Below are 22,313 nucleotides of genomic sequence, written 5' to 3' on the forward strand. Positions count from 1 at the left end.
CCAACATCATAGGACATCTATTAAATAGTAATACAATTAAATAGATGCACAATTAATTAGGTGTACTAAGTATATTATCGCAAGAAGCCATTGTCAAACATCTAAAAATAACCAACATAAACCCATAACCAAGAGCATACACGCGCTTGATTATGGGTTTTGTCATATGGCCTCCATTGGAGCCCACTATAGTTATTATGTACCATTCCATAAATTCAACTTACAAAGAAGCTCCCATTCCTTACTCCGGTGGATGATGGCCCGGAGGTAAGGAAGGGGAGCATTTTATTACGATTGAAAAGTAGACACAAAAGAACTTTCTTATTGCATAAATTGCATGATTAGGTGCGTTTGTTACTCATCAGGACTGTGAAGCAGAGACTGTTTTAGGCACTGAGGCAAACGGGAAATACTCTTTTGCATTGTTGTAGGCAATACCCTGTACGATCTGACCAAGCAGATCCATATCCTGCGGTGCCTCCCCTTGTTCGGCCCATTCACCGATGAGGTTGCAGACCAGACGACGGAAATACTCATGCCGGGTGTAGGACAGGAAGCTACGTGAATCGGTCAGCATGCCAACAAAACGGCTGAGCAGACCAACATTCGCCAGGGCTTTCATCTGAGCGAGCATGCCATCCTTCGTATCATTGAACCACCAGGCGGCACCAAGCTGGATTTTGCCCGGAATACCCCCGCCCTGGAAGCTGCCGATGATCGCCGCGAGCACTTCGTTGTCCCTTGGATTCAGAGAATACAGAATCGTTTTGGGCAGTGCTTGTTGCTGCTCCAACGCGTCGAGCAATCCAATCATCGCTGCGGAAAGCGGCGTATCATTCACGGCATCGTAACCAGTATCCGGCCCAAGTTTGGCAAACATCCGTGTGTTGTTGTTACGGGCTGCATTAATGTGGAACTGCATCACCCAGCCCCGATCTGCATACAGTTTGCCAAGGAACGTCAGCGTTACCATCTTGTACTTGTCCTCTTCCTCACGAGTTACCTTCTGACCCGCAAGTACCTTTGCAAAGATGGCAGCTGCTTCTTCGCGTGTAGCCACGCCGTAAGGAACATAATCAAGTGCATGGTCAGAGACTCTGCCGCCGACGGAATGGAAAAATTCCACACGTGACTCCAGCGCAGCAAGGAAGGATTCATAATCTGAAATGGCAGTGCCAGATGCCTGCGACAGCTTGCCCACCCATTCCACAAAGGTATCCCGGTTCAATTCCAAGCCTTTATCCGGGCGGAAAGAAGGTAATACCGCCGTATCAAAGCCTTCGATTTCCTGAATTTTCAGATGATACTCCAGAGAATCCGTTGGATCATCGGTTGTGCACACAACAGTGACATTGGATTTGGTAATCAGATCGCGTGCACCGAATCCGTCACTGTTCAGTTTGGCATTTACTTTTTCCCAGATGGCCGGTGCGCTTGTCTCATTCAATACTTCGTAGACGCCGAAATATCGCTGTAATTCCAGATGAGACCAGGCGTACAGTGGATTACCAATCATCATCGGTACCGTTTTGGCATAAGCCAGGAAACGATCGTAATCGGTTACTCCCTCGCCGCCGGTCACATATTGCTCTTCAATTCCGTTTGCGCGCATGAGCCGCCACTTATAGTGATCACCGTATAACCAAGCCTCTGTAAGATTGCCAAAGGTTTTGTTCTCGTAGATCTCCTGAGGACTGAGGTGGCAATGATAATCAATAATCGGCATGTCTTTGGCATAATCCTCATATAACTTGATCGCCGTTTCATTGTGCAGCAAAAATTGTTCATCCAGAAAAGATTTCATTCGCCTCGCACGCTCCCTTTAGGTGAGTTTACGTTCATATGGGTTCACTTCCCATCTTTACGCTACACTGTTTATCATCAAAGTTCAATATAAAATGATAGCGTTATCAAAAAAGGTTGATTTAGGCATATATTCGGGAACAAGGTATACTGGATTTAACGCAAGGATGCTGATCTGAAGATCACACAAGGAGATGAAATGAATTGAAAATCACTTTTCTCGGCACTGGAGATATGTTCAGCGTGGAGCAGCACCACAATAGTATGTTGGCTGAATTCGGAGACACGCATCTGGTCATTGATTTTCCAGAATCAAATGCTAAAGCACTCAAGGAATATGGATTCGCCATGACCGATATCCACAACGTGTTCATTACTCATTTGCATGAAGATCATATTAACGGTGTACAAATGCTGGGTTATTACGCACAGATCGTAGGCGATCGCAAACCTCGTCTGTTCATCCACGAACAATTGGTAGATCCGCTCTGGAACATTCTATCCCCCGGCATGCGCTACACAACGGATGGTGAACGTACCATGAGCGATTACTACGATGTCGTTCCCCTGCCAGATGGAGGCACATTTGAACTGGGCGGCGTGACGTTTGAGACGTTTCGGACACAGCATGTTCCCGGTATGGTCAGCAATGGGCTACTCGCCAAGCCTTACTTCTATTACAGTGCTGACAGTACACTCGACCAGGAACGGGTGGAGCAAGTTGCCGCTGATGTGCAGCTGATTTTCCATGAATGTCATATGCATGATCTGGTGATCAAATCCCATACCTCATTGAAGGATCTGGAGCAGTTACCCGCGGAAGTGAGACAGAAAACCGTACTGATGCATTATCATGATGAGTACGCGGATGCGGACAAACGGGAACAGTTTAACCGCGAGCATAATCTGCGGATGGTTGGCACGTTGGAATCATTTGAACTGGGGTAGGTAAAACCACAAACCCGAAAAGCCTGGAGCATTTTCAATGGAACGAAGTGAGTTCAATCGAATGTGGGATACGATGAATCAGTATTTTGAAAAGTAATAACCTTATTATCTCAAATAGATAACCGGCAGCGTCTACTCAGATTCCTCATACGGAACTGGTGGGCGTTGCTTTTTCCTATTTTTCTTTCTCCCATGACTTCATATGCTCAATTGTCCTCGGAGAGGGCTCGGCATGGATGTGAAAATAATCTTCCGTTCGCTGATCATTTGGGCCATAGGAAATTTTGATATACATATCTGCATAACGCTGGAGGATATTGCTGTCGATCTCCGCCTTGGGCTTCAAGACGTAACTTCTGCTCAGACTCAATCCAAGAGGTTCCTTGTCAGACTCTAAACTAATCTCGTGTGTATTGCTCACATTGGAATGAAATATCTCTCCGGCATCTATTCGATTTATCATGTTGGGATCGAGGGTGAAGGTCTGAATGACATTAACCATGGGCACCCGAGCCTCATACACCAAAATCTCATAAGTAATCCGATCAACTCCGGATTCATGACTCACATCCACCGTTGCTGTCAAATTATAATCATCTGGCGAGTTCATCTGAAAAGACTCAAGGTTCTTCGTAACCCGCTCATTCAAATCTCTTCGCTCCGAATTCAACGTATACTCATCGGTTCGCTTCGGTTCACCCGCTGGCCCCTGGTTTGGTCCCAAACTGCAAGCCCCCAGACACACGGCTATTACACATAGGTACATGACTAACGGGAAGAAACGGTTCATCTCTCTTTTGGGACTCATGCCGCCCCTCCTCTTCTCCAATCTTCTGCAAAGAATATCGCTTATTACGTTCTCTCATTTTGTTTTCTAACACTCCATATTTGGATTATTGTACCATGTATTAAGATGTGGGACCGAACTGTTTCTTTCTCATTTCATGTTTTTAATTGTAGCAGTCATTCGTTTGCCTATGGCGGCGAGCCTCAACCCGCGTTAAGCTAACGAATCTGAGAGGCCTTATTAGGCTGAAATCCGAGTTACCAGTATTCTAACGAATCTCAAACGCGTTAATCTGGTGATGTTGCTCCAATTGGCGCTATTTCAATCGTTTTTGAGAGTAATAAGGTTACTGAGATTCGTTAGAATGCCAATAACGCTAATTCAGTGCAAATAAGGTGCCCTCGGTTCGTTAGGATGGAGTTTTAGTTGTACCTAGATAAATGCAAAAAAACCACCTGAACACAGGTATGCTCGCTCTCCTGTTCAGATGGTTTAACGATAACGATCTATCTATATACTGTTTTTATGCGGTCGGTGTACCTTTTCTTATCCTGCCTGGCACATGCCGTTACTCAGCGTCAGCGCAGTCCTCATTCTGTTCAGGAAGAGCCCATACCGAGACGCCTCCACCGCACACATGGAAGGTGGCCCAGCCGTCTTCCTCAATGGTAATCTGATCATCACAGCTCTTCGTCAGATCCACCCAGACTTCACCAGCACGATGCTCTCCGATGAACATCCTCTTCTCACCGTCATCCCCGTTGGAGATGACCACTGCACAACCGGAACCTTCGATTTCCTCTACGCCACGACGTACCCAGCCAATCGTATTGGCGTGATCGAAGTAATCTTCCTGCTCTCCATATGCCTTATTGCAACGGGCAGACAGCAGAATGTCCAGAATTTCTTTTTTGCCATCCACAGGTTCAGGACCACCAATGCCATAATAATCCCCGTAAAATACAACCGGATAACCATCGCGACGTAATAGCGTCAATGCATAGGCGCTTGGCTTAAACCAGTCTCCAATCCATGATTCCAACGCTTCATGAGGTTGGGAGTCATGGTTATCTACAAAAGTTACCGCATGGGTAGGATGTGTCTGAACCAAGGTATCATCAAAAATTTTGGAGAGATCAAAGTCTCTACCTGCAAGCGAAGCCTCATGCAACTTGTAGTGAAGAGACACGTCAAACAAGTCGATCTGATAGTCTACCGTATCGAGGAATTCACGACATGCATCCAGGTTTGAATTCCAGAACTCGCCTACGATGTAGAAATCCTGACCGCGTTTGCGGATCATCTCTGCTGCGAATTCCTTAATGAATTCATGGTTGATATGCTTAATCGCATCCAGCCGGAACCCACCGCACTGGAGGGTATCGATCAGCCATTTCCCCCAATCGATCATCTCGCGCCGAACATCCGGGTGGTTATAATCTATATTGGCGAACATCAGATAGTCATAGTTACCAAACTCATCATCGACATTCTCATTCCATTTTTTATTCTCTCCTGCGATGCGGAATACACCTGTTCGTTCTCCCTTGGCATCAAAGTCCGTGCCATTGAAGTGGTCAGAGTTCCATTTAAAAGAGGAGTATTGATCCCCGCGACCCGGGAATGTGAATTTGGTCCAGCCCTCAATCTCAAACGGCTCAGAAATTTCCTTCGTTCGATCATTGGGATCAACCTCGATCACTTTGAACACTTCCGTCTCATCTGCTCCGGCCTTGTGATTCATGACCAGATCCACATAGACGGCAATGCCGTTCTTCTGACACTCGGCAATGGCCTCCACCAGTTCCTGCTTGGTGCCATATTTGGTCCGTACGGTACCCTTTTGATCAAATTCGCCCAGATCGTACAGATCATATACACCATAACCTGTATCTTCTGCGGACACTGCCTTGGTTACGGGTGGTACCCATACCGAGTCAATGCCTTTGGCTTTAAGTTCCGGGGCCATTTCAGCCAGTCGCTTCCAATGATCTCCGTCTGCAGCCAGGTGCCATTCAAAAAACTGCATCATGGTATGATTTCTCTTCATTATAACCGACCTCCTTGATTGCTTTCGAAGCGGACCGCGGAACGGATAGGGTAATCGCCGTTGTTCGTTCGTTGCTAACCAAGTTATAACCCTTTCACCCTACCCTTCAATCATATAAAGGAAAGAAAATCGAAAAATATATGCTGTATAAGCTGAACAAAGATTATTTACACTGACACTACAATGACAGAATAACCTTCCAATCGCTGTTATCCCCAAATTTTTTGATTCCCTTTTTCGAAGGGGAAAATCCGAGGATAGCGTATGCTTCCGATGTAGCTTTCTTTCAGAAAGCTTTTAGGCGAACGCTTCGCTTTTTCAGGTTTTTTCTGTCCTCTCCGTTATCGTGTAAATGATTAGTTCAACTTATATACATGCATCATTTCATTCGTAGTTCGTTCATCAAATTCGTTTATAGTCCCGCCACTCCTCGGGCAGCAGGGAACGATAGGGTTCCTGCGTGAACCGATCGTCGACCAGCACCAGCACACCCCTGTCTTCTTCTGTCCGAATCAGCCGTCCACCCGCCTGTAGCACCTTATTCATACCAGGGAAAATATAGGCATAATTGAATCCGTTGCGTCCTGTCCGATCATAGTAATCACGTAATACGTTGTTCTCCAGACCAATCTGCGGCAGCCCCGCACCTACCACAACGACGCCATTCAAGCGGTCTCCCGGCAGATCGACACCCTCAGAGAATACGCCACCCATGACGGCAAATACCAATCGTGTTCGTTCAGGATTGGGTTGGAAACCATCCAAAAACTGCTCCCGTTCCAGTTCGTTCATGCCTTGCTTTTGTATAACCGTATCCGCTTCACTTGGAAGCTGTGCATAGGTCTCATATATCTCGCGCATATAAGGGTAGGAAGGGAAGAAGACCATCAGATTGCTGCGCGGCCATTCACTTACCAGCTGTTGCAGCATCTCCGCAATGGGGCGCCGGGATTGCTCCCGGTCCTTATATCGCACAGATAAGGGCAGAAGCCTTACATCCAGTTGTTCACGCTGAAACGGCGATGGAATCTGCAATGTATAATCCTCTTCCTCTGCACCCAGCATATCCCGATAATAGCGAAGGGGTGACAATGTGGCCGAAAAATGAATGAGGGAGCGGAATCCTTTGGCCGTCTGACGAAGCAGTACCGAAGGATCGAGACAAAATAACTTCACTCTCACTTCACTTCGAACACACTCTGCATACGTAATAAAACGTTCATCATACAGCTTGGCAATACGCAGGAAATTCTGTGCCGTGAAGTAGGCATCCAACAGCAGCTGATCCGTCTCGGCATTCCCTGAACCACCTTCAACAAGACATTGCTCCGCAACCATGACAAAAGGTTCCAGTCGTTCAATCAGTTCCTCCGGTGCTTCCTGCTGGATGATCTTTCCTTCTTCTCCACCGTTTTTCCGAAGGGTAATCAGATACTTATCAATGGCCCCGGTGTAGTCAACAATGGCTTTGGCAGCAGGCACACTGCTGTCCAGCGACTGGAACTCTCTTTTCACATCCAGAAATACTGCCTTCTCCAGCTCAGCGGAAAACATCATTCGGCCACGATCGACCAGATTATGAGCCTCGTCCACCAATAACACCGTCTTGCGTTTCTGCTCCTCCAACATTCTTTTCAGAGAGATCCTCGGATCGAAAATATAGTTATAATCGCAGATCACCGCATCGGCTGCATACGCCGCATCCAGTGAAAACTCAAACGGGCACACCCGATGTTTGCGCGCATACTGCTCGATGACCGGACGTGTCATCAACGTCTCATGTTCCAGCATGTCCAGCACGGCCCCGTTAATACGGTCATAATATCCTTCACACATGCCGCATTGCCCCGTATCACAAGCTTCCTCTTCTTTAAAACATATCTTGTCCTTCGCGGTCAGACTGATCACATGCATCTTCAATCCTTCCGATTGCATCCGGGCAAAAGCTTCTTCCGCCGCCACCCGTGTCGTCGTCCTCGCGGTCAGATAGAACAATCGGCTGGCTTCACCTTCGCCAATCGCTTTGACCGTGGGGAACAGTACGGACATCGTTTTACCAATGCCCGTTGGTGCTTTGGCCATCAATCCCTGACCCTCACGGATTGTCTTGTATACGGCTCCTGCCAGCTTTCGCTGTCCCTCCCTGTATTTGCGAAAAGGAAACGGCAGCTCTTTCACACTGATATCACGCTTTTCTTCATATGCAGCGATCATCTCTGCATATGGCGCATAACCGGCAATTACTTCTGCCGCAAACTGCTCCAGTTCCTGTCGTTCTGCCATTCGGCGAAACCGTCTTTCTTCATGGGTAACCGAATGCACATACGTCAACTGCACTTGCATACGTGGTTCATCTTGCTGAACGGCGTACATGTAGGCATACATCATGGCCTGTGCCCAGTGTACGGGAAGACCTTCTCCCAGATCATCCAGATTGCCCGCAGTTGATTTGATCTCATCCACCGTCAACTGACCCTCCAACCGGATCAGGCCATCACACCGTCCCTCCACCACATAGGTCAGATCCCCATGTTGAATCTCAGCTTCGAGCACAATCTCTTTCAGATCCTCTTGGGTGTACTCCTTCTGTACCCGCTGGTGGATTCGAGTCCCCTCTTGCATCGAGGCATTGGTCCGGAACCCTGGACGTATGCTGCCACTGCGGTACACATACTCCACCAAAGGTCTAACCGATATCCGAATTGTTGTTGTCATACGATCACCCGTTCTGTTTGTAGTGATTATACTTTATCATGAAATATGCTTTTGGACACAGCACCACCTCGAGGAAGTGGAAAATATTATAAAGAGAGATTGACATTCCATCGTCGCATAAGTAAAGTTAACTTTACGTAAAGCGAACTTTACTTATGGGAGGATATACTTGCAAAATCTAATCAGAGACAAACGAATACATATGCACATCACACAGGAAGAACTGTCTCAACGGCTAAAGGTCTCCAGGCAGACCATCATATCGTTGGAATCTGGAAAGTACAAACCTTCTCTTGTGCTTGCTCACAAGCTTGCCCAATTATTTGGCTGTCAGATCGAGGAATTATTTATTTTTGAAGGAGATGAGAATATTGAGTTCTGAATTACTGAATCGGATGATCGGGATCGGTGGAATTGTAGCTGGTTTGTTATTTGCAATACTCATTATTTTTTTCACAAGGTTGATTGCAAAAAAGCACAACGGACTGGATGAGCGGTACCTCTATTGTATCACGAGAGCAAAAGCCTTCTCCTGGAATGCGACCACTATCTGTCTTGCTCTGGCATGGATCCTCGTAGTTATGCTAGACGGAATATCGCTTTCCTTTTTCATTATTACTGCAGTGTTTGTCATTCATTGTTTATCTTCTATTGCGGCAAACCTATACTACTCAGCACGGAATTAGCCCACCTGTCCGATACATGTGAACCGATTGGACTCGCACAATCCCATATGCTATGTTGAGTTAGAATGTACTTAATAAGGAGGCCGCTTCTATGTATATCTATTTGGTTCCTTCACCGATTCCGGATGCACTTGCTGCATACCCGCATCTGACATTGCGAAGCGAAGAGCACGTGCGCCTGGCTATTGAATCCGCAGAACGCCTGATGAATATCGAGTCTGATGATAAAATAGCCGCATATGAAGCTTTTGATGCCGCAGGCTCCTGGACTGGTGGTGGTTACGCTGTTCTCAACAATATCCCTGTCACAGAGGATGGTCGTAACGATTTCGAAGAACGGTTTAAGAACCGTGCCCGCAAGGTAGAAGACGAGCCTGGCTTTGTTGGTATTCGTGTGCTTCGTCCTCTGAAGGATGACACATATGTCGTACTTACACTCTGGCAGTCGGAAGAAAACTTCAAAGGCTGGCAGGAATCCCAAGCATATAGTCACGCTCACCGTAACCGCAGTACTAGCGAAGGACTGACCGCACAGAAGCCTACCATGTTCCCCAGACCTTCTTACGTCACAACGTACACTATAGAATAACGAAATTGGGTCGCATCTGGCTTTTATCGCAGTGGCCCATGTTTTTTCAAACCTCTTCCTGCATGGAAGAGGTTTTTTGCCGTCAATTGTAGAAGGCTCTCATTTTTGACACAGCCATGCTCAGATAGGATAATACTTGTTAAATGAAACTTCGGAAGGGAAGGCGGTACCTTGTCACGCAGTTCACTCACCCGATTTCTAAGCGGACCGTTTATATTCTTTACCATTATCATGATGATCAAAAGTTCACTGGCCTGGATTGTTATCTTTGATGACATCCCTGTCTGGAAACCACTGCTGACCGAATTGCCGCTCATCTGGATCGGCTTCTGTCTAATCGAGTGGTTTGCTGCCAAGCGGCGAATGTGGATATACCTTGCCATGAATTTGCTGCTCTCAGGGATTTTCTTTGCAGCCATCATGTACTACAAATACTATGGCGTAATCGTTAACTATCATGCGTTGGCACAAGTGAATCAGGTGACCTCGGTCAAGAGTAGCATGTTCTCTTTGCTTGACCCCTATTATTTGTTTATTTTTGCAGACGTTCTGATTATCGGGGGGATACTCATTCGTCGTCGGATCAAGCTCGGGAGTACAGAACGCCCGAACCGTATTCCACTTGAACGACGTGCCAGAAGACGGGTTGCCTCGGTCATTCTGACCCTGTCCATGATCCTGTGCATGCTCAACATCTATCCCAATCGGGCCAGCATGAGTGAGCTTACACAAGCAGAACAGATGGGCATCCTCGGTTACGAGGCGTATACCATCCTGGATCGACCTGATAAACCTGTGCCCATCGCTCACATTGATCAGACTGACATCGACCAACTGAAACAAACGACCGAACTTCCTGCGATTGTGGAGCAGGGTGCCGCGAGCGGACGCAATGTGATTATGCTCCAGTTGGAATCGTTCCAGAACTTTCTGATTGGATTAGAGGTAGATGGACAAGAGATTACGCCTAATCTGAATCAATTGGCTAGACAGAGCCTATATTTTCCGAACTTTTATCAGCAAGTGGGACAGGGAAATACATCGGATGCAGAATTTGTTGTGAACACATCGTTCTACACCCCGCCGAACGGGGCAGCAACAACTGTATATGCGGATAAAGCTCTGCCGAGTCTACCCAAGCTGATGTCAGCAAACGGATATCAGACAGCTACATTCCATACAAATGATGTTCGTTTCTGGAATCGGGATCAGTTATACAAGGCGCTTGGATTCGACCAGTATTATGATATTGATTATTTCGGCATGCAGGACTCTATCGCCTTTTCGGCCTCGGATGAAGTCTTATATTCCAAAACACTGGATAAGCTGGAATCCATGCAGTCTTCGGGTGATCCCTTCTATGCCCATATCATCTCCATGTCAGCCCACCACCCGTACACTTTGCCTAAAAACAAGGTGAAGCTGACGCTGCCAGAGCGTTACAAGGATACGTTGCCCGGTAATTATCTGATATCACAGCATTATGCGGATGAGGCAGTTGGACAGTTGATTGCTGGATTGAAAGAACGGGGATTATGGGAAAATAGCTTGTTTGTCTTGTACGGGGATCACCTGGGGCTTCCTATCTACTCACTGGATCGGGATGACAAAGTCCTTATGAAAGAGTTGTATGGTCGGGAATACACATCAGCAGATATGATTAATATTCCACTCATTATCTCGGCCCCGGGTGCTACTCCCGGTGTACAGCTGGAGCAGATCGGAGGCCAGGTGGACATTCTGCCAACGATTGCGGGACTCACCGGAGTATCGCTGAAGGACCAATTACACTTCGGACAGGATTTGTTACATGAAGGTGGAAATCTGCTACCCGAACGTTATTACCTTCCTTCCGGGTCGGTACTAAACGATGCTTCTCTCTTCATACCGGCGAAAGGATACGGGGACGGAACACATTATTCCCTAGCTGATGCGGGCAGACAAGATGCCGAGCAACAGCAGACGGGTGTTCCTTCAGAAGAAATACTGAAGATTTCGGGAGATGAGGAATCTCCAACTATCGCCACGCCCAATAACAGTGTGGTGCCCTCTTCACGGTTTATAACGAAGGAACAATATGATCGGGCATTGGATCTTGCACACTTGTCCAACAGTTATTTGAGCCAACTACCGGATCGAAAGGGCGCGAACTGATTTTATTTTTTTAATATTCTAAAAAGAGCTTCATAGTGAATCACCAAGTACTGAAGTTTTTTCAAGATTACACATCTATAACGTACATGATCAATCCTGCAAGGATGAACATGTGCGTTATTTGAATTACATACAATCGGCATTCAACCCTTTTCCATTTCAGAAAGCTACAAGAGCTGATGGATCAACATTCTTTAAAATATTTCAGTAGTTCCGATTGGAAACTTTCAGCAGTAAAACTACGCTCTCGATTTTTATGAACAATCAGACCATGCGTAAAGCTTATTTTAGAAGTAAAAGGAAGAATTTTTAATCTACCCATCTTTAGTTCGTTTTTCATCGCTATTTTAGGGACCAAGGCAAAACCTTTACCACAGCATACAAGTTCCTTGATCATCTCAAGACTTGAAAGCTCTAACGCATCCTTAACCACAATCCCTTCATTCTTTAGAACATCTACAGCAGTCGTATGATACAAACAAGATGTGCCGTTACTGATAAATACCTCGTCATTTAGAATCTGCGCCCCTACACTTTCTACTTTCCAAACCAAATCCTCAGATGCAACAAAAACAATAGTCTCTTCCATAATCGGATAAAAGAGAATGTCATGTCGTTCAGGGTTTTGAGGGACAAAGCCAAAATCCAGGGCATAATCCAGCACACTTTTTAGAATATCTTGATGCGCCCCTTGTTCAACACGTAAATTTACGCTTGGAAAGTTTCTCGTATATTCCTGTACAAATGGAAGCATGCGTGTAAGAAAAAAGGATTCCTGTAGTCTAATATTTATTGTTCCGCACGGCTGATTCATATCATTCATACTTTCTTTAAGGGATTCACTTAAGTGGACATACTGATAAGCATATTTGGAAAATACTTTTCCAGCTTCCGTAGGTTCCACCCCTCGTGGAAATCGATGAAACAACTTCTGTCCGCAGATCTTCTCCAGCTGTTGAATATGAGTTGTTACTGTGGACTGGACATAACCTAAGCGCTCCCCAGCTCGGCTGAAACTCTTCTCTTCAAGCAAAGCAATAAATGCCTGAAAAAAACGACCCTCTAAGGAATTTATCATATCTTTCACCCTTTTGTATTTCGATTTAAAATAGCTAGCATTCAATCTATTCATTATTCAAATAAATATATTAATTATACAATAAAAACACGTCATCACCAGTTGTACAAGTAAGTAAGAGAAATAATATTGGACTTCTTAATGAATCCAGAAGGAGATGTAAAAAATGAAGATTAGTTATCAGCACCAGAAAGTTGGAGATGTCGAAGTTTTTTATCGTGAAGCCGGGCCTAAGGATGGCCAAGTTATTTTACTATTACACGGGTTTCCATCCTCTAGTCATATGTTTCGCGACCTTATTCCCAAACTGGCAGAACAATACCGTGTCATTGCCCCTGATCTTGCTGGGTTTGGTCGTACAACAACTCCACCCCGTAGTCAGTTTGACTTCACATTTGACAGCCTGTTTCGAGTTATTGAAGGTTTCACTGAAGCATTAGCTCTTAAGAAATATGTAATGTATGTGTTTGATTATGGGGCACCTGTCGGTTATCGCTTGGCAGTGGCTCACCCGGAACAAGTTCAAGCCATTATTAGTCAGAATGGCAACGCATATGTCGAAGGGTTTAGTGACGCATGGGGACCTTGGGAGATGTATTGGCACTCTCCAACACCTGAAAATCGTGAAGCATGTCGTGATTCCTTAACCCCCGAAACTATCCGTAACTTTCAGTATCTTCATGGAACTGATGCTAGCCTTGTTTCACCAGACGGATATTCACTGGATATTGCCTACATGTCACGCCCGGAAGCTGAAGAAATCCAACTGGATTTAATCCTCGATTATAGAACAAACGTGGATCTTTATCCTGAATTTCAGGCTTATTTCCGCAATTATCAACCTCCTCTTCTAGCTGTATGGGGTAAAAATGATCCTGCTTTTCTTCCTGCTGGAGCTTTAGCTTATAAGCGTGATATCCCATCTGCAGAAGTGCATTTACTTGATACTGGGCATTTTGCTCTCGAAACACATGTGACAGAGATCCATGAGCTCATTAACCACTTCTTAAAGAAAATATTTTAAAACCAACTTACATTGGCTCAATCTCAACCTCGAACTAAATAGAAAAAACCCGTAGAAAGCAGGTCCAATAATGGCCTGTTCTACGGGCTTTTTGCATCTGTCATCATTCTTCAAGGTACTTGCAACGCCACTATGATTTAATGTTCTATCCCGTCCAGTTTACAACGGCAGTAGCGCAACCGACTTGCGAGCAGTCAATTGCTCTACCATGGCAAGCCATTCTTGTGGTTTGTTAGGAAGCACTGCATAATATCGATTCAGGAAATCAGCCACTAGGCTTGCTGGCAGTTCACCAAGCGACTCATCACCTGTCATGAAGCACAGGTCCAAGCCGCCAACCGCTTCACCGTCACCTTGCCAAGATGGATGAACATATGGGAAGTCCAGACGCTGATATCCCAGATGGGACAGAACTTCGCGACGCACATACGGGTCCATCGGCTTGATGCCGCCAAACTCGTGATCCTGACTCAGATAAGGGTTATAGATTTCGGCAAACATACCGAACAATTCTTTCCCGTTTGTTGCAGCCAGCTTTTGAAGATCACGCTTGCGGTGATTCGCCAGGAAACTGCCGATCCCCAGTCCCTCGCGCCCAATAATCGTAAAGTCCGTCATGGCTACGTTCCAATCCTCGTAATAACGGTACTCTGTCGCTCCAACAACCTGTCCCTCATGCACAGCCACGAACACCCGAATACCCGGATCTTCCAGTGGTTCTTCCCACAGGGGGAAGTCAAGCACTTCTTCCCGCGGGAAAATCTCCTGCATCAACTTGTGCATTTGGGCAAACAATGGATCTTTAATGGATGTAATACGCGTGAATTCCATGAATAAATACCCCCTCGATTGATAATGTATTTCATTTAACATTTCTTTATCTGAACGGATTCTGCCACTCCATCAGGGCTGCATAGTTGCAGGATTCCTCATCGTCCAGATAGTCTGCGGTCACACCAACAGGCATGCGGCCACAGCGAAGCAGGAACGATATCACCGGGTCACGCCTCTCTCCCGCTGCTACCTGATCCAGATATTCCTGCGCAGACAGTTGGTCTGCAACAAAATGATAACCGGGCATTCTACCAGCACCCAGTAACCGATCCATCCCCTGAGCGATGACAAGGTGGTACATCGCCTGCATCATAAGCTGAGCCAGTCCCCATTTGCGGTACTTTGGACGAACACAGAGATCAACAATATACAGCGTGTTGCCATCCGGCTGGTGGTTACGAATATAACCGTCATCCGTTACTTGGGCCCAGGTATGACTTGCTGGATGTGCAGGGTCCCACTGCATCCGTAGCGAGGTCATTGATCCGGCCAACTCTCCATCGACTTCAATACAGATGGCACCCTCCGGGTAATGCTGTACATGACTGGTGAGCTGCTCGTGACTCCAGAGCAGTTCTTCCGGATAAGGAGGAGGGAAACTCTCCGCCTGAATGCCAATGAGTTCCTCAAAGTCGGCAGTAACATAATTGCGAACGACTGCCTTTACCCTTTTACCACTTCGCTCCGGATCGGTGATCAGCATTTCTTTGGTATACATGTTGCCTGTTCACCCCTTTCCACTGACAAAATGAATTCCCTACTCTGTTTCGCTTAGGTTTTAATTATGTGTTCAAAGAGGTCGGTTTTCAGTACCGAGAAGATGGGATGAAGCTAGAAATGGAGTAGCGGAGCGTAGGGAAGACTACGTGAGCAACGGACATTTCGGCTGAATTCCATATTCGATGCTGATGATGCCACTAGGCATCCTTCGTAATCAAAAGCGGGCTTTTTGAACAACCTCTATAAGGTTGCCTACTCCCAATCGGTATATAGATCAGTACGGCGGTCACGCCAGGTCGTTACCGATCCACGTTCACGTACCTCATACAACAAGTCCAGATCCAGATCGGCGGTCACGATCATATCGTTGTTAATCTCACCCTCGGCCAGAATGCCACGTGGCGGGAACGGAATATCATTTGGCGTAATGATCGCAGCCTGTCCATAGTTGGCCCGCATGAAATCAACGGTCGGCAGATTACCCACTGTTCCGGTTAACACAACATACACCTGATTCTCTACCGCGCGGGCATGACTCGTATAACGCACACGGTAGAATCCATGACGATCGTCCGTGCAGGAAGGACAGAAAATTACGTCTGCGCCTTTGGCTTTGGCCATCCGTACAATTTCCGGGAATTCAATATCGTAACAGGTCAGCATCGCAATACGGCCTTTGTCCGTGTCGAACACCTCAAGTCCCTCTCCGGGAGCCATGTTCCATTCCTGGACTTCGGTTGGTGTAATGTGAATCTTGTCCTGCCGCGCGATGCGACCATCCGGGTAGAACATGTGGGCTGTATTATACAGCTTCCCTTCACGTCGAATGACGTGGGTTCCCCCGATGACGTGCATGCCGTACTTGGTAGCGAGTGACGTGAACAGTTGTTCATATTGCTCCGTAAAGTTTGGCAGATCCTCAATTGTCAGTGCATTGCCTTGTTTGTCCCCAATGGACATTAACTGCGTTGTGAAAAATTCCGGGAACAGCACAAATTCGGTTCCGTATTCACTCGCTGTCCGTATGTAATGCTCAGCCTGAGCGGCGAACTGCTCAAACGAGCTGATTGTTTGTAGCTGGTATTGTACAGCGGATACCCGCAATTTCATGTTCGTACACCTCCATCATGATTATGCTTCCATTGTAACAACGATCCGGGGTCAACAAAAGAGTATTTACACTGGGCACTAGAATGGAACAACCTTCCGATCGCTTCCCTTACTCACCCAGCATCGACTGCGTGAATCCGATCCACTCTCTCGTGGCAAAAGACAGATAGCGGTCCTTCCGCCAGATCATGCCGAGCTGCCATGGAATCACCGGTTCCACCACCGGTATAATGCGCACGCGCATATGGTCCACCTCACGACAGATCGTCTCCGGCAGTAAGGCTACCCCCAAATTGGCAGCAACCATCGCGCTGAGCAGATCCCACTGGGAGCTCTCATATACCACACGGGGCTGGAACCCAGCATGCTGACAGGCCACAATAATCCGGTCATGCAACGCAAAATCCTCCCGAAACAACACAAAGGCATCGTTTTCCAGTTCATGCAGCGCAACCGACTCTTTCCCCGCAAGCGGATGTGAAGGGTGTACGAGCAGATTCAGCTTCTCTTTCACAAACACAAAATGATCCAACAGCTCATCCACGGTTGGCAGTACGGCAACGCCAATATCCAGTGCACCACTGATCACATCGGCCTCCACTTTTTTGGCGCCATCCTCAAACAGCTGAATGGTCACCTGCGGGTAGGCTTTGTGAAATTCACCAATGATCATGGGGAAAAAGCTGGACCCTACCATCGGCGGCAAACCAATCCGCAGATGGCCTTTCTTCAAATTCATCAGATCGTCCAATTCGGACGACAGACTGCGGAATGATTTTTCAATCTCAAGTGCCTGCCGAAAAAACACATGGCCTGCATCGGTTAGTTCAACTTTCTTCCCATAACGGTCCAGTAAAGTGATACCCAATTCCTCTTCAAGACTCTTGACCGTCTTGCTGATCGTGGGCTGGGTGATATACAGGACTTCGGCGGCTTTAGTGAAGCTCTGCTGCCGGGCAACTTCCAGAAAATATTGCAAATGGCGGATATCCATCGGTTGATACTCACCTCTCATAGACAAATGGAATAGTAAACATTCTTAATATGCATTTTACTCATGAAAGGAAGCCATGTAAAATTTGTGATATCAAATGAATCATTTTCATTTTCATAATAACTTAAACGATTACGTTGATTATACAAGGAGGGATTGAAGTGAAAAAATGGGGCCTTGGTATTGCACAAGTTGCGCTCTTAATGGTTTTTTCACTGCTGATGGACCTGCTGGCCCGTACTCTCCATCTTCCTGTACCAGGTTCAATACTCGGTATGGTCGTGTTATTCATTCTGCTTCAGACTCGTGTCGTGAAGCTGCGCTGGATTGAAGTTGGAGCTGCCTGGCTGCTCGGTGAACTATTGTTATTTTTTATCCCGTCAGCCGTTGGCATTATGAACTATATGCCCATGTTGGAACATGACGGATTGCAAATTTTATTTATCGTACTACTTAGTACTTTCCTGGTCATGTCCTGCACAGGCCTAGTGGCTACACGAATTGCCAAACGAAAGGAGCGTCACACCGGATGATTGGATTCCTCTGCCTGTTGTTAACCGTCGGTATCTATTGGGTTACCAAACGAATGTATCGCAATCTGCCGAAAGTATATCTGTCTCCGTTGCTCATTACACCGCTTCTTGTTGTTGGCATATTGCTTGCAACCGGAACGGATTATGCCACGTATAGCAGTGGCGGCAAATGGCTGAGTCTGCTTCTTCAACCGGCCACGGTGGCTTTTGCCGTACCGCTCTATACCTTTTTCCATGTACTCAAAAAACATATTTCCGAGATTGTCTTCAGTGTCATGACCGGCTCGGTCGTTGCCGTACTTTCTTCTGCCCTGCTCGCCAAATGGTTGCGCCTGGATTCCGGTCTCATTCATAGTCTGATCCCAAGATCGATTACCACCCCAATTGCCATGAACGTATCCGCCACTATCGGTGGCATACCCGCAGTGACAGCTGTTTTTGTTATTATGACTGGTCTGCTCGGAGTAATTATGGGCCCTTCCATCGTCAAAATGCTGCGCATCGATGGGGAGATTGCACGAGGCACACTGTTTGGAACCGGTGCCCATGGCACAGGAACATCCAAGGCGTTTGAACTGAGTTCCCTGACCGGTACCATCTCCAGCATCTCCATGGTGCTCGCTGCATTGTTCACTTTAGCGGTTGCACCCGTGCTTTCTAAACTTATTTTCCCATAATGGATGGAATTATCCACTTTTTTGAAATATTATTGTTGTATTAAAGCCCTTTCTTCCTTACAATAAGGACAGGTTTTTAATTGTGAATATTGCGGGGGAGATGCGATGAAAAGAACCGGAATGAAGAGATCTCTGGACCGTCTTGGACGAATTGTCCTTCCCAAAGAAATGCGGGATACGATGGAAATCCATATCGGCGATCCGCTTGAGTTTTTCATTGAAGGAAAAGAGTTGATTTTAAGAAAGTACAAATCAACATTATGTATTTTTTGCGGTGATGTAGATACGGAAATGTATTTCAAAGAACAATTCATCTGCCGGACTTGTGCAATTCAATTAAAACACCCGGATGACTCTCCCGACTGGTTCGTACCTCAGAACAAACAGGCTCCTGCACCCGTGGAGCGTCCTGCTTCCAAATCCGCCCCAGTCTCATCTCCCGCTAGGGAAGAAGGGACCACAGCTGACAACCAAGAATACCCGGACCTGCGGCCAAAGACGGCACGTATGCTGCAACAGATGAAAGAAATTGTTGAACAGAATCCCGGTTTGGCTCAACAGCAAATTGCGGAAAAGCTTGGCATCAGCCAAGGACGCGTCTCTCAATTAAAAAAGTTACTATAATCAAAATGGCATTTGATCATTTATAGTCAGAAGACCTTCCGATCAGGAAGTCCCGCTGCAAGAGAACCCGTTGTTTTTCGTGGGTTCTTCTTTTTTTTTATATTCATATTGTAATGGAAAGGAGTTCTATGGATAAAATTCTGTATTTATCACAATTCGACCTCATGTCCTCCTTATCCGAGGCAGACCTGATTGAAATGGATGGGATGACTTCTATTACGACCATACCTAAAAACAAACAGATCCAGACACCCGATACGTTTACAGAAGGTTTCTATTTTGTAAAACGGGGAAAGGTTCGTTTATATACATTAAATCCGGAGGGCAAGCAGTTCACTCTCGATATTTTGACGGAAGGTAACGTGTTTGGAGAAATGAACGGAATCTCACTCGGAACACGCGCCGTTTATATCGAAACGATGGAGGAGTGTGATATTTGCCTGATGAACAAACAACGTTTTGAACAGTTTCTGATTGAACATCCGGAATTTATGATGAGACTGATGAACGTACTGAGCGAGCGGATCAAACGTATGAGCGAGTTGACACAGACGCTTGCACTCGGAAACCTGCATGAAAAGGTGTTACATAATCTCTTCCGGCTGGCTGAACAGATGGGATGGATCGAAGAAGATGAATACTGCCGGATTCAACTCGGGCTTACCCATCAGGAGATTGCCTGGATGGCGGGAGCCACACGGGAATCGGTTACGATTGTCATGCAAGACTTGGTAAAATCTGGCCGTATTCGTACCGGATTCAAATCAGTCTCCCTTCATCGTGACGAAATCGCTAACCTCCGGAAAATCACTGACCACTTGTAAGATGCCTTACATCCCTGTTCTCCAGCAAGTTGTACTGTATAACTCATGATGTTATACAACCAAGGAGGAGTATACCGTTGGATGCTAAGCCAGATCTATTTATCCCTGAAGACATTTTTCTTCGCAAAGGTGCCCGTAAAGCAACGGAAATTCCTGAGCATATCCGCAATTGGCTACAAGCAGGACATATCGAATCGGTCAATCTGACCGAATGGCTGGCTGTAGATCATGTTTCTCTTTTTCAGAAGGTTACCCATGAATGGGGAATGGATGCCGAAACCAGAGCAATTACAGAGCAGTTAACACAGATGGATGAGCAGCGGATCATGAAAATCATCCCGGCCATAGCCATGCAATGGCTTGATCTGTTGAAACGTCCATCAGTCAATGAAAAAACGAATCTCTTTTGTTCCATTGCAGAGCATCGTTCAGACAGTGTTCGCTGCTGGGCGGCTTATATCATTGGGCTGGATTCCGGTCTGAACCTGACTGAAAAGTTGGAGCATATTCGGCCCTTTGCAGCAGATCATCACTTTGGTGTAAGAGAAATCGCCTGGATGGCTGTACGGGAGTCCATCTCTGCCGAATTATCCTTAGCCTTGCAGCAGTTAATCCCATGGAGCGTTGACCCTGATCCACTGATCCGTCGATTTGCCATAGAATCAATCAGACCTCGTGGCGTCTGGGCCAAGCATATTCAGGAGTTAAAAGAAAATCCGGCCATGGCCCTTCCCTTGCTTGACGCAGTAAAATCCGATGCCCATAAGTATGTACAGGATTCGGTAAGTAACTGGCTGAACGACGCCAGCAAAACCAATCCAGAGTGGGTGCGGCAGGTCTGTGCCACTTGGACTCAGCAGTCGGATACCAAACATACGCGGCGAATCGTTACACGTGCCACGCGAAGTCTGACATAAAAAAAGATGACCACCGCTTACTGGCAGTGGTCATCTTCTGCATAGGCATCCGCGTTTACATTCCTTTTGACAGGAATACCTTTTCCACGTTGAACAGCCCAATTACGTTCCCTCTTATCTTTAACTTACGCCTGAATCGCGTCCATCTGGCCTTCTTCTTCCGCTTCCAATCTGCGCATGCCCACAACCAAAACAATAATGTTAGCTACCAACAACACAGCCGGGAACGGAACAGCAGCGTATTGTGCATAGATCAGATGACTTCCCACGGCCCCAATCAGAATGAAGGTCAGTATGCCAGAAGCCAGGATGCGAGTCCGTGGAATCAGCAGTCCTACAGCACTAAGCAACTCCGCAGCGCCCAGCAGATACATCGTCCATGTCGGATAAGAGAAACTTTCGAATGTCTGAATCATCATATCTGCCCCACTAATCTTGTTAAACCCCGTCATGACGAAGACACCTGCTAACACAACCAGAAAAACGTAACCCAAAATCTTGTTCATATGTAGATCCTCCTGTAACAAATTATATGTTCCTACTATGTAATGATTATTTTTGCTGCACATTGTAAAAAAAGAATCTATGTAAAAGTTCCCAAAGGTCACTCTGTTTTCAACCGTTCAGCCCAGTTCAATTTTCAGAATAGTACGCGTTCATATTATACGTATTATTTATCACCAACTTACTTTTGTGAAGTTAGTATATAATAATAATATAATTTCTTCAAGTAATTTTTCACTGTATGATGTATAATACATACAAAAGGTATGTTACAGTATATTTTGTAGTAACCCTCATTTACTTGGATGTCCTATATTCTTAAAGCGGCAGAAATCATGTCCTTTCATATACAACTTTGAAGAAAATCATTATGAATCGAGGTGAACACGTTGAAGCTGAAAAAAGTAAAATCACCAAGTCCCTGTATGATCACTCAAGCCATAGACATCATAGGCAAGAAGTGGGTACTGTTAATCATGTACCAACTGTTGTCCGGACCCAAGCGGTTTACGGAACTTGAAGCAGAGATGGCGATCAGTGGACGACTTTTATCGGAGAGATTGAAGGAAATGGAGACGGAAGGTATCGTAACCCGACACATGTTTCCCGAGATACCTCCCCGTGTAGAGTATGAATTGACACCGAAAGGCAGAGCCATTGAACCTGTCATTGATCAGATCTACAGTTGGTCATCCGACTGGTTGAAACAGCAGAAATCCGAGTAGTTGAATTGCTACTTAAT

General features: G+C 46.2%; 22 protein-coding genes. 12 read left to right on the forward strand and 10 right to left on the reverse strand.

Annotated features, from left to right (window positions below):
• Positions 1-361: 361 nt before the first annotated feature.
• The gene (gene uxaC / locus MHI52_RS29170; protein WP_405158100.1) at positions 362-1,804 is read right to left on the reverse strand and encodes a glucuronate isomerase; all 1,443 of its coding nucleotides are present in this window, start codon (positions 1,802-1,804) and stop codon (positions 362-364) included.
• A gap of 203 nt (positions 1,805-2,007) precedes the next feature.
• Here uxaC and MHI52_RS29175 point away from each other — a divergent pair, with 203 nt between their 5' ends.
• The gene (locus tag MHI52_RS29175) at positions 2,008-2,751 is read left to right on the forward strand and encodes an MBL fold metallo-hydrolase (protein WP_405158101.1); all 744 of its coding nucleotides are present in this window, start codon (positions 2,008-2,010) and stop codon (positions 2,749-2,751) included.
• Between the two features lie 175 nt (positions 2,752-2,926).
• On the opposite strand, the gene MHI52_RS29180 is transcribed toward MHI52_RS29175, so the two are convergent.
• The 3 genes from MHI52_RS29180 to MHI52_RS29190 form a co-directional block, all read right to left on the reverse strand.
• Positions 2,927-3,559 carry a hypothetical protein gene (locus tag MHI52_RS29180; RefSeq protein ID WP_405158102.1) on the reverse strand — a complete coding sequence of 211 codons (633 nt, stop codon included), beginning with the start codon at positions 3,557-3,559 and terminating at the stop codon, positions 2,927-2,929.
• A gap of 547 nt (positions 3,560-4,106) precedes the next feature.
• Entirely contained in the window at positions 4,107-5,588 is a 1,482-nt protein-coding gene (locus MHI52_RS29185) for an alpha-amylase (protein WP_405158103.1), read from the reverse strand.
• 402 nt (positions 5,589-5,990) lie between these two features.
• Positions 5,991-8,303 carry an ATP-dependent DNA helicase gene (locus tag MHI52_RS29190; protein ID WP_405158104.1) on the reverse strand — a complete coding sequence of 771 codons (2,313 nt, stop codon included), beginning with the start codon at positions 8,301-8,303 and terminating at the stop codon, positions 5,991-5,993.
• 169 nt (positions 8,304-8,472) lie between these two features.
• Between MHI52_RS29190 and MHI52_RS29195 the strand changes: the two genes are divergently transcribed.
• The 4 genes from MHI52_RS29195 to MHI52_RS29210 all read left to right on the forward strand — a co-directional run bounded on the left by MHI52_RS29195 (position 8,473) and on the right by MHI52_RS29210 (position 11,732).
• The gene (locus MHI52_RS29195) at positions 8,473-8,685 is read left to right on the forward strand and encodes a helix-turn-helix transcriptional regulator (protein ID WP_036612923.1); all 213 of its coding nucleotides are present in this window, start codon (positions 8,473-8,475) and stop codon (positions 8,683-8,685) included.
• Complete coding sequence (locus tag MHI52_RS29200; RefSeq protein WP_076328673.1) at positions 8,675-8,989, forward strand: hypothetical protein; 315 nt, start codon at positions 8,675-8,677, stop codon at positions 8,987-8,989. The genes MHI52_RS29195 and MHI52_RS29200 overlap by 11 nt, the downstream gene beginning before the upstream one ends.
• 91 nt (positions 8,990-9,080) lie before the next feature.
• Complete coding sequence (locus tag MHI52_RS29205; protein WP_211084637.1) at positions 9,081-9,578, forward strand: antibiotic biosynthesis monooxygenase; 498 nt, start codon at positions 9,081-9,083, stop codon at positions 9,576-9,578.
• 171 nt (positions 9,579-9,749) lie between these two features.
• Entirely contained in the window at positions 9,750-11,732 is a 1,983-nt protein-coding gene (locus MHI52_RS29210) for an LTA synthase family protein (RefSeq protein ID WP_405158105.1), read from the forward strand.
• 184 nt (positions 11,733-11,916) lie between these two features.
• On the opposite strand, the gene MHI52_RS29215 is transcribed toward MHI52_RS29210, so the two are convergent.
• Positions 11,917-12,810, reverse strand: a complete 894-nt coding sequence (locus tag MHI52_RS29215) for a LysR family transcriptional regulator (RefSeq protein ID WP_405158106.1) — start codon at positions 12,808-12,810, stop codon at positions 11,917-11,919.
• A 166-nt stretch (positions 12,811-12,976) separates the two neighbouring features.
• Between MHI52_RS29215 and MHI52_RS29220 the strand changes: the two genes are divergently transcribed.
• Positions 12,977-13,834: an alpha/beta fold hydrolase gene (locus MHI52_RS29220; RefSeq protein WP_405158107.1), complete on the forward strand. Its 858-nt coding sequence runs from the start codon at positions 12,977-12,979 to the stop codon at positions 13,832-13,834.
• 159 nt (positions 13,835-13,993) lie between these two features.
• Here the strand turns inward: MHI52_RS29220 and MHI52_RS29225 are convergent, their stop codons facing one another.
• From MHI52_RS29225 to cidR, 4 genes are all read right to left on the reverse strand, one after another.
• Positions 13,994-14,665: a GNAT family N-acetyltransferase gene (locus MHI52_RS29225; protein WP_405158108.1), complete on the reverse strand. Its 672-nt coding sequence runs from the start codon at positions 14,663-14,665 to the stop codon at positions 13,994-13,996.
• A gap of 46 nt (positions 14,666-14,711) precedes the next feature.
• Positions 14,712-15,386, reverse strand: coding sequence for a GNAT family N-acetyltransferase (locus MHI52_RS29230; RefSeq protein ID WP_405158109.1), 675 nt, complete (start codon positions 15,384-15,386; stop codon positions 14,712-14,714).
• A gap of 254 nt (positions 15,387-15,640) precedes the next feature.
• Positions 15,641-16,498 carry a carbon-nitrogen hydrolase family protein gene (locus MHI52_RS29235; protein ID WP_282319988.1) on the reverse strand — a complete coding sequence of 286 codons (858 nt, stop codon included), beginning with the start codon at positions 16,496-16,498 and terminating at the stop codon, positions 15,641-15,643.
• Positions 16,499-16,607: 109 nt separating this feature from the next.
• Positions 16,608-17,492 (reverse strand): cidABC operon transcriptional activator CidR, encoded by an 885-nt coding sequence (gene cidR / locus MHI52_RS29240; RefSeq protein ID WP_047840818.1) that lies wholly within the window; start codon positions 17,490-17,492, stop codon positions 16,608-16,610.
• Positions 17,493-17,653: 161 nt separating this feature from the next.
• Here cidR and MHI52_RS29245 point away from each other — a divergent pair, with 161 nt between their 5' ends.
• The 5 genes from MHI52_RS29245 (at position 17,654) to MHI52_RS29265 (ending at position 21,067) form a co-directional block, all read left to right on the forward strand.
• Positions 17,654-18,025 carry a CidA/LrgA family protein gene (locus MHI52_RS29245; protein WP_017691758.1) on the forward strand — a complete coding sequence of 124 codons (372 nt, stop codon included), beginning with the start codon at positions 17,654-17,656 and terminating at the stop codon, positions 18,023-18,025.
• On the forward strand, positions 18,022-18,702 hold the full coding sequence (locus tag MHI52_RS29250) for a CidB/LrgB family autolysis modulator (protein WP_076251772.1): 681 nt from the start codon (positions 18,022-18,024) through the stop codon (positions 18,700-18,702). Before MHI52_RS29245 ends, MHI52_RS29250 begins: the two co-directional genes overlap by 4 nt.
• Positions 18,703-18,822: 120 nt before the next feature.
• Entirely contained in the window at positions 18,823-19,326 is a 504-nt protein-coding gene (locus MHI52_RS29255) for an AbrB/MazE/SpoVT family DNA-binding domain-containing protein (protein WP_405158110.1), read from the forward strand.
• A gap of 128 nt (positions 19,327-19,454) precedes the next feature.
• Positions 19,455-20,150 (forward strand): Crp/Fnr family transcriptional regulator, encoded by a 696-nt coding sequence (locus tag MHI52_RS29260; RefSeq protein ID WP_405158111.1) that lies wholly within the window; start codon positions 19,455-19,457, stop codon positions 20,148-20,150.
• Positions 20,151-20,227: 77 nt separating this feature from the next.
• Positions 20,228-21,067: a DNA alkylation repair protein gene (locus MHI52_RS29265; protein ID WP_084649982.1), complete on the forward strand. Its 840-nt coding sequence runs from the start codon at positions 20,228-20,230 to the stop codon at positions 21,065-21,067.
• Positions 21,068-21,192: 125 nt separating this feature from the next.
• On the opposite strand, the gene MHI52_RS29270 is transcribed toward MHI52_RS29265, so the two are convergent.
• Positions 21,193-21,573 (reverse strand): DoxX family protein, encoded by a 381-nt coding sequence (locus MHI52_RS29270; RefSeq protein ID WP_051447288.1) that lies wholly within the window; start codon positions 21,571-21,573, stop codon positions 21,193-21,195.
• 423 nt (positions 21,574-21,996) lie between these two features.
• On the opposite strand from MHI52_RS29270, the gene MHI52_RS29275 reads away from it, so the two are divergent.
• Entirely contained in the window at positions 21,997-22,296 is a 300-nt protein-coding gene (locus MHI52_RS29275) for a helix-turn-helix domain-containing protein (protein WP_026081419.1), read from the forward strand.
• The last annotated feature ends 17 nt before the right edge of the window (positions 22,297-22,313 follow it).

It is taken from the genome of Paenibacillus sp. FSL H8-0283, from assembly GCF_045040675.1.
Lineage (GTDB): Bacteria > Bacillota > Bacilli > Paenibacillales > Paenibacillaceae > Paenibacillus > Paenibacillus amylolyticus.

Bases quoted from the DNA above. Each gene is read 5' to 3' on its own strand.
- MHI52_RS29270 (WP_051447288.1), bottom strand. From the start codon at position 21,573: ATGAACAAGATTTTGGGTTACGTTTTTCTGGTTGTGTTAGCAGGTGTC.
- MHI52_RS29275 (WP_026081419.1), top strand. From the start codon at position 21,997: ATGATCACTCAAGCCATAGACATCATAGGCAAGAAGTGGGTACTGTTA.
- MHI52_RS29260 (WP_405158111.1), top strand. From the start codon at position 19,455: ATGGATAAAATTCTGTATTTATCACAATTCGACCTCATGTCCTCCTTA.
- MHI52_RS29190 (WP_405158104.1), bottom strand. From the start codon at position 8,303: ATGACAACAACAATTCGGATATCGGTTAGACCTTTGGTGGAGTATGTG.
- MHI52_RS29180 (WP_405158102.1), bottom strand. From the start codon at position 3,559: ATGAGTCCCAAAAGAGAGATGAACCGTTTCTTCCCGTTAGTCATGTAC.
- MHI52_RS29235 (WP_282319988.1), bottom strand. From the start codon at position 16,498: ATGAAATTGCGGGTATCCGCTGTACAATACCAGCTACAAACAATCAGC.
- MHI52_RS29250 (WP_076251772.1), top strand. From the start codon at position 18,022: ATGATTGGATTCCTCTGCCTGTTGTTAACCGTCGGTATCTATTGGGTT.
- MHI52_RS29215 (WP_405158106.1), bottom strand. From the start codon at position 12,810: ATGATAAATTCCTTAGAGGGTCGTTTTTTTCAGGCATTTATTGCTTTG.
- MHI52_RS29255 (WP_405158110.1), top strand. From the start codon at position 18,823: ATGAAGAGATCTCTGGACCGTCTTGGACGAATTGTCCTTCCCAAAGAA.
- uxaC (WP_405158100.1), bottom strand. From the start codon at position 1,804: ATGAAATCTTTTCTGGATGAACAATTTTTGCTGCACAATGAAACGGCG.
- MHI52_RS29230 (WP_405158109.1), bottom strand. From the start codon at position 15,386: ATGTATACCAAAGAAATGCTGATCACCGATCCGGAGCGAAGTGGTAAA.
- MHI52_RS29185 (WP_405158103.1), bottom strand. From the start codon at position 5,588: ATGAAGAGAAATCATACCATGATGCAGTTTTTTGAATGGCACCTGGCT.
- MHI52_RS29220 (WP_405158107.1), top strand. From the start codon at position 12,977: ATGAAGATTAGTTATCAGCACCAGAAAGTTGGAGATGTCGAAGTTTTT.
- MHI52_RS29225 (WP_405158108.1), bottom strand. From the start codon at position 14,665: ATGGAATTCACGCGTATTACATCCATTAAAGATCCATTGTTTGCCCAA.
- cidR (WP_047840818.1), bottom strand. From the start codon at position 17,492: ATGGATATCCGCCATTTGCAATATTTTCTGGAAGTTGCCCGGCAGCAG.
- MHI52_RS29205 (WP_211084637.1), top strand. From the start codon at position 9,081: ATGTATATCTATTTGGTTCCTTCACCGATTCCGGATGCACTTGCTGCA.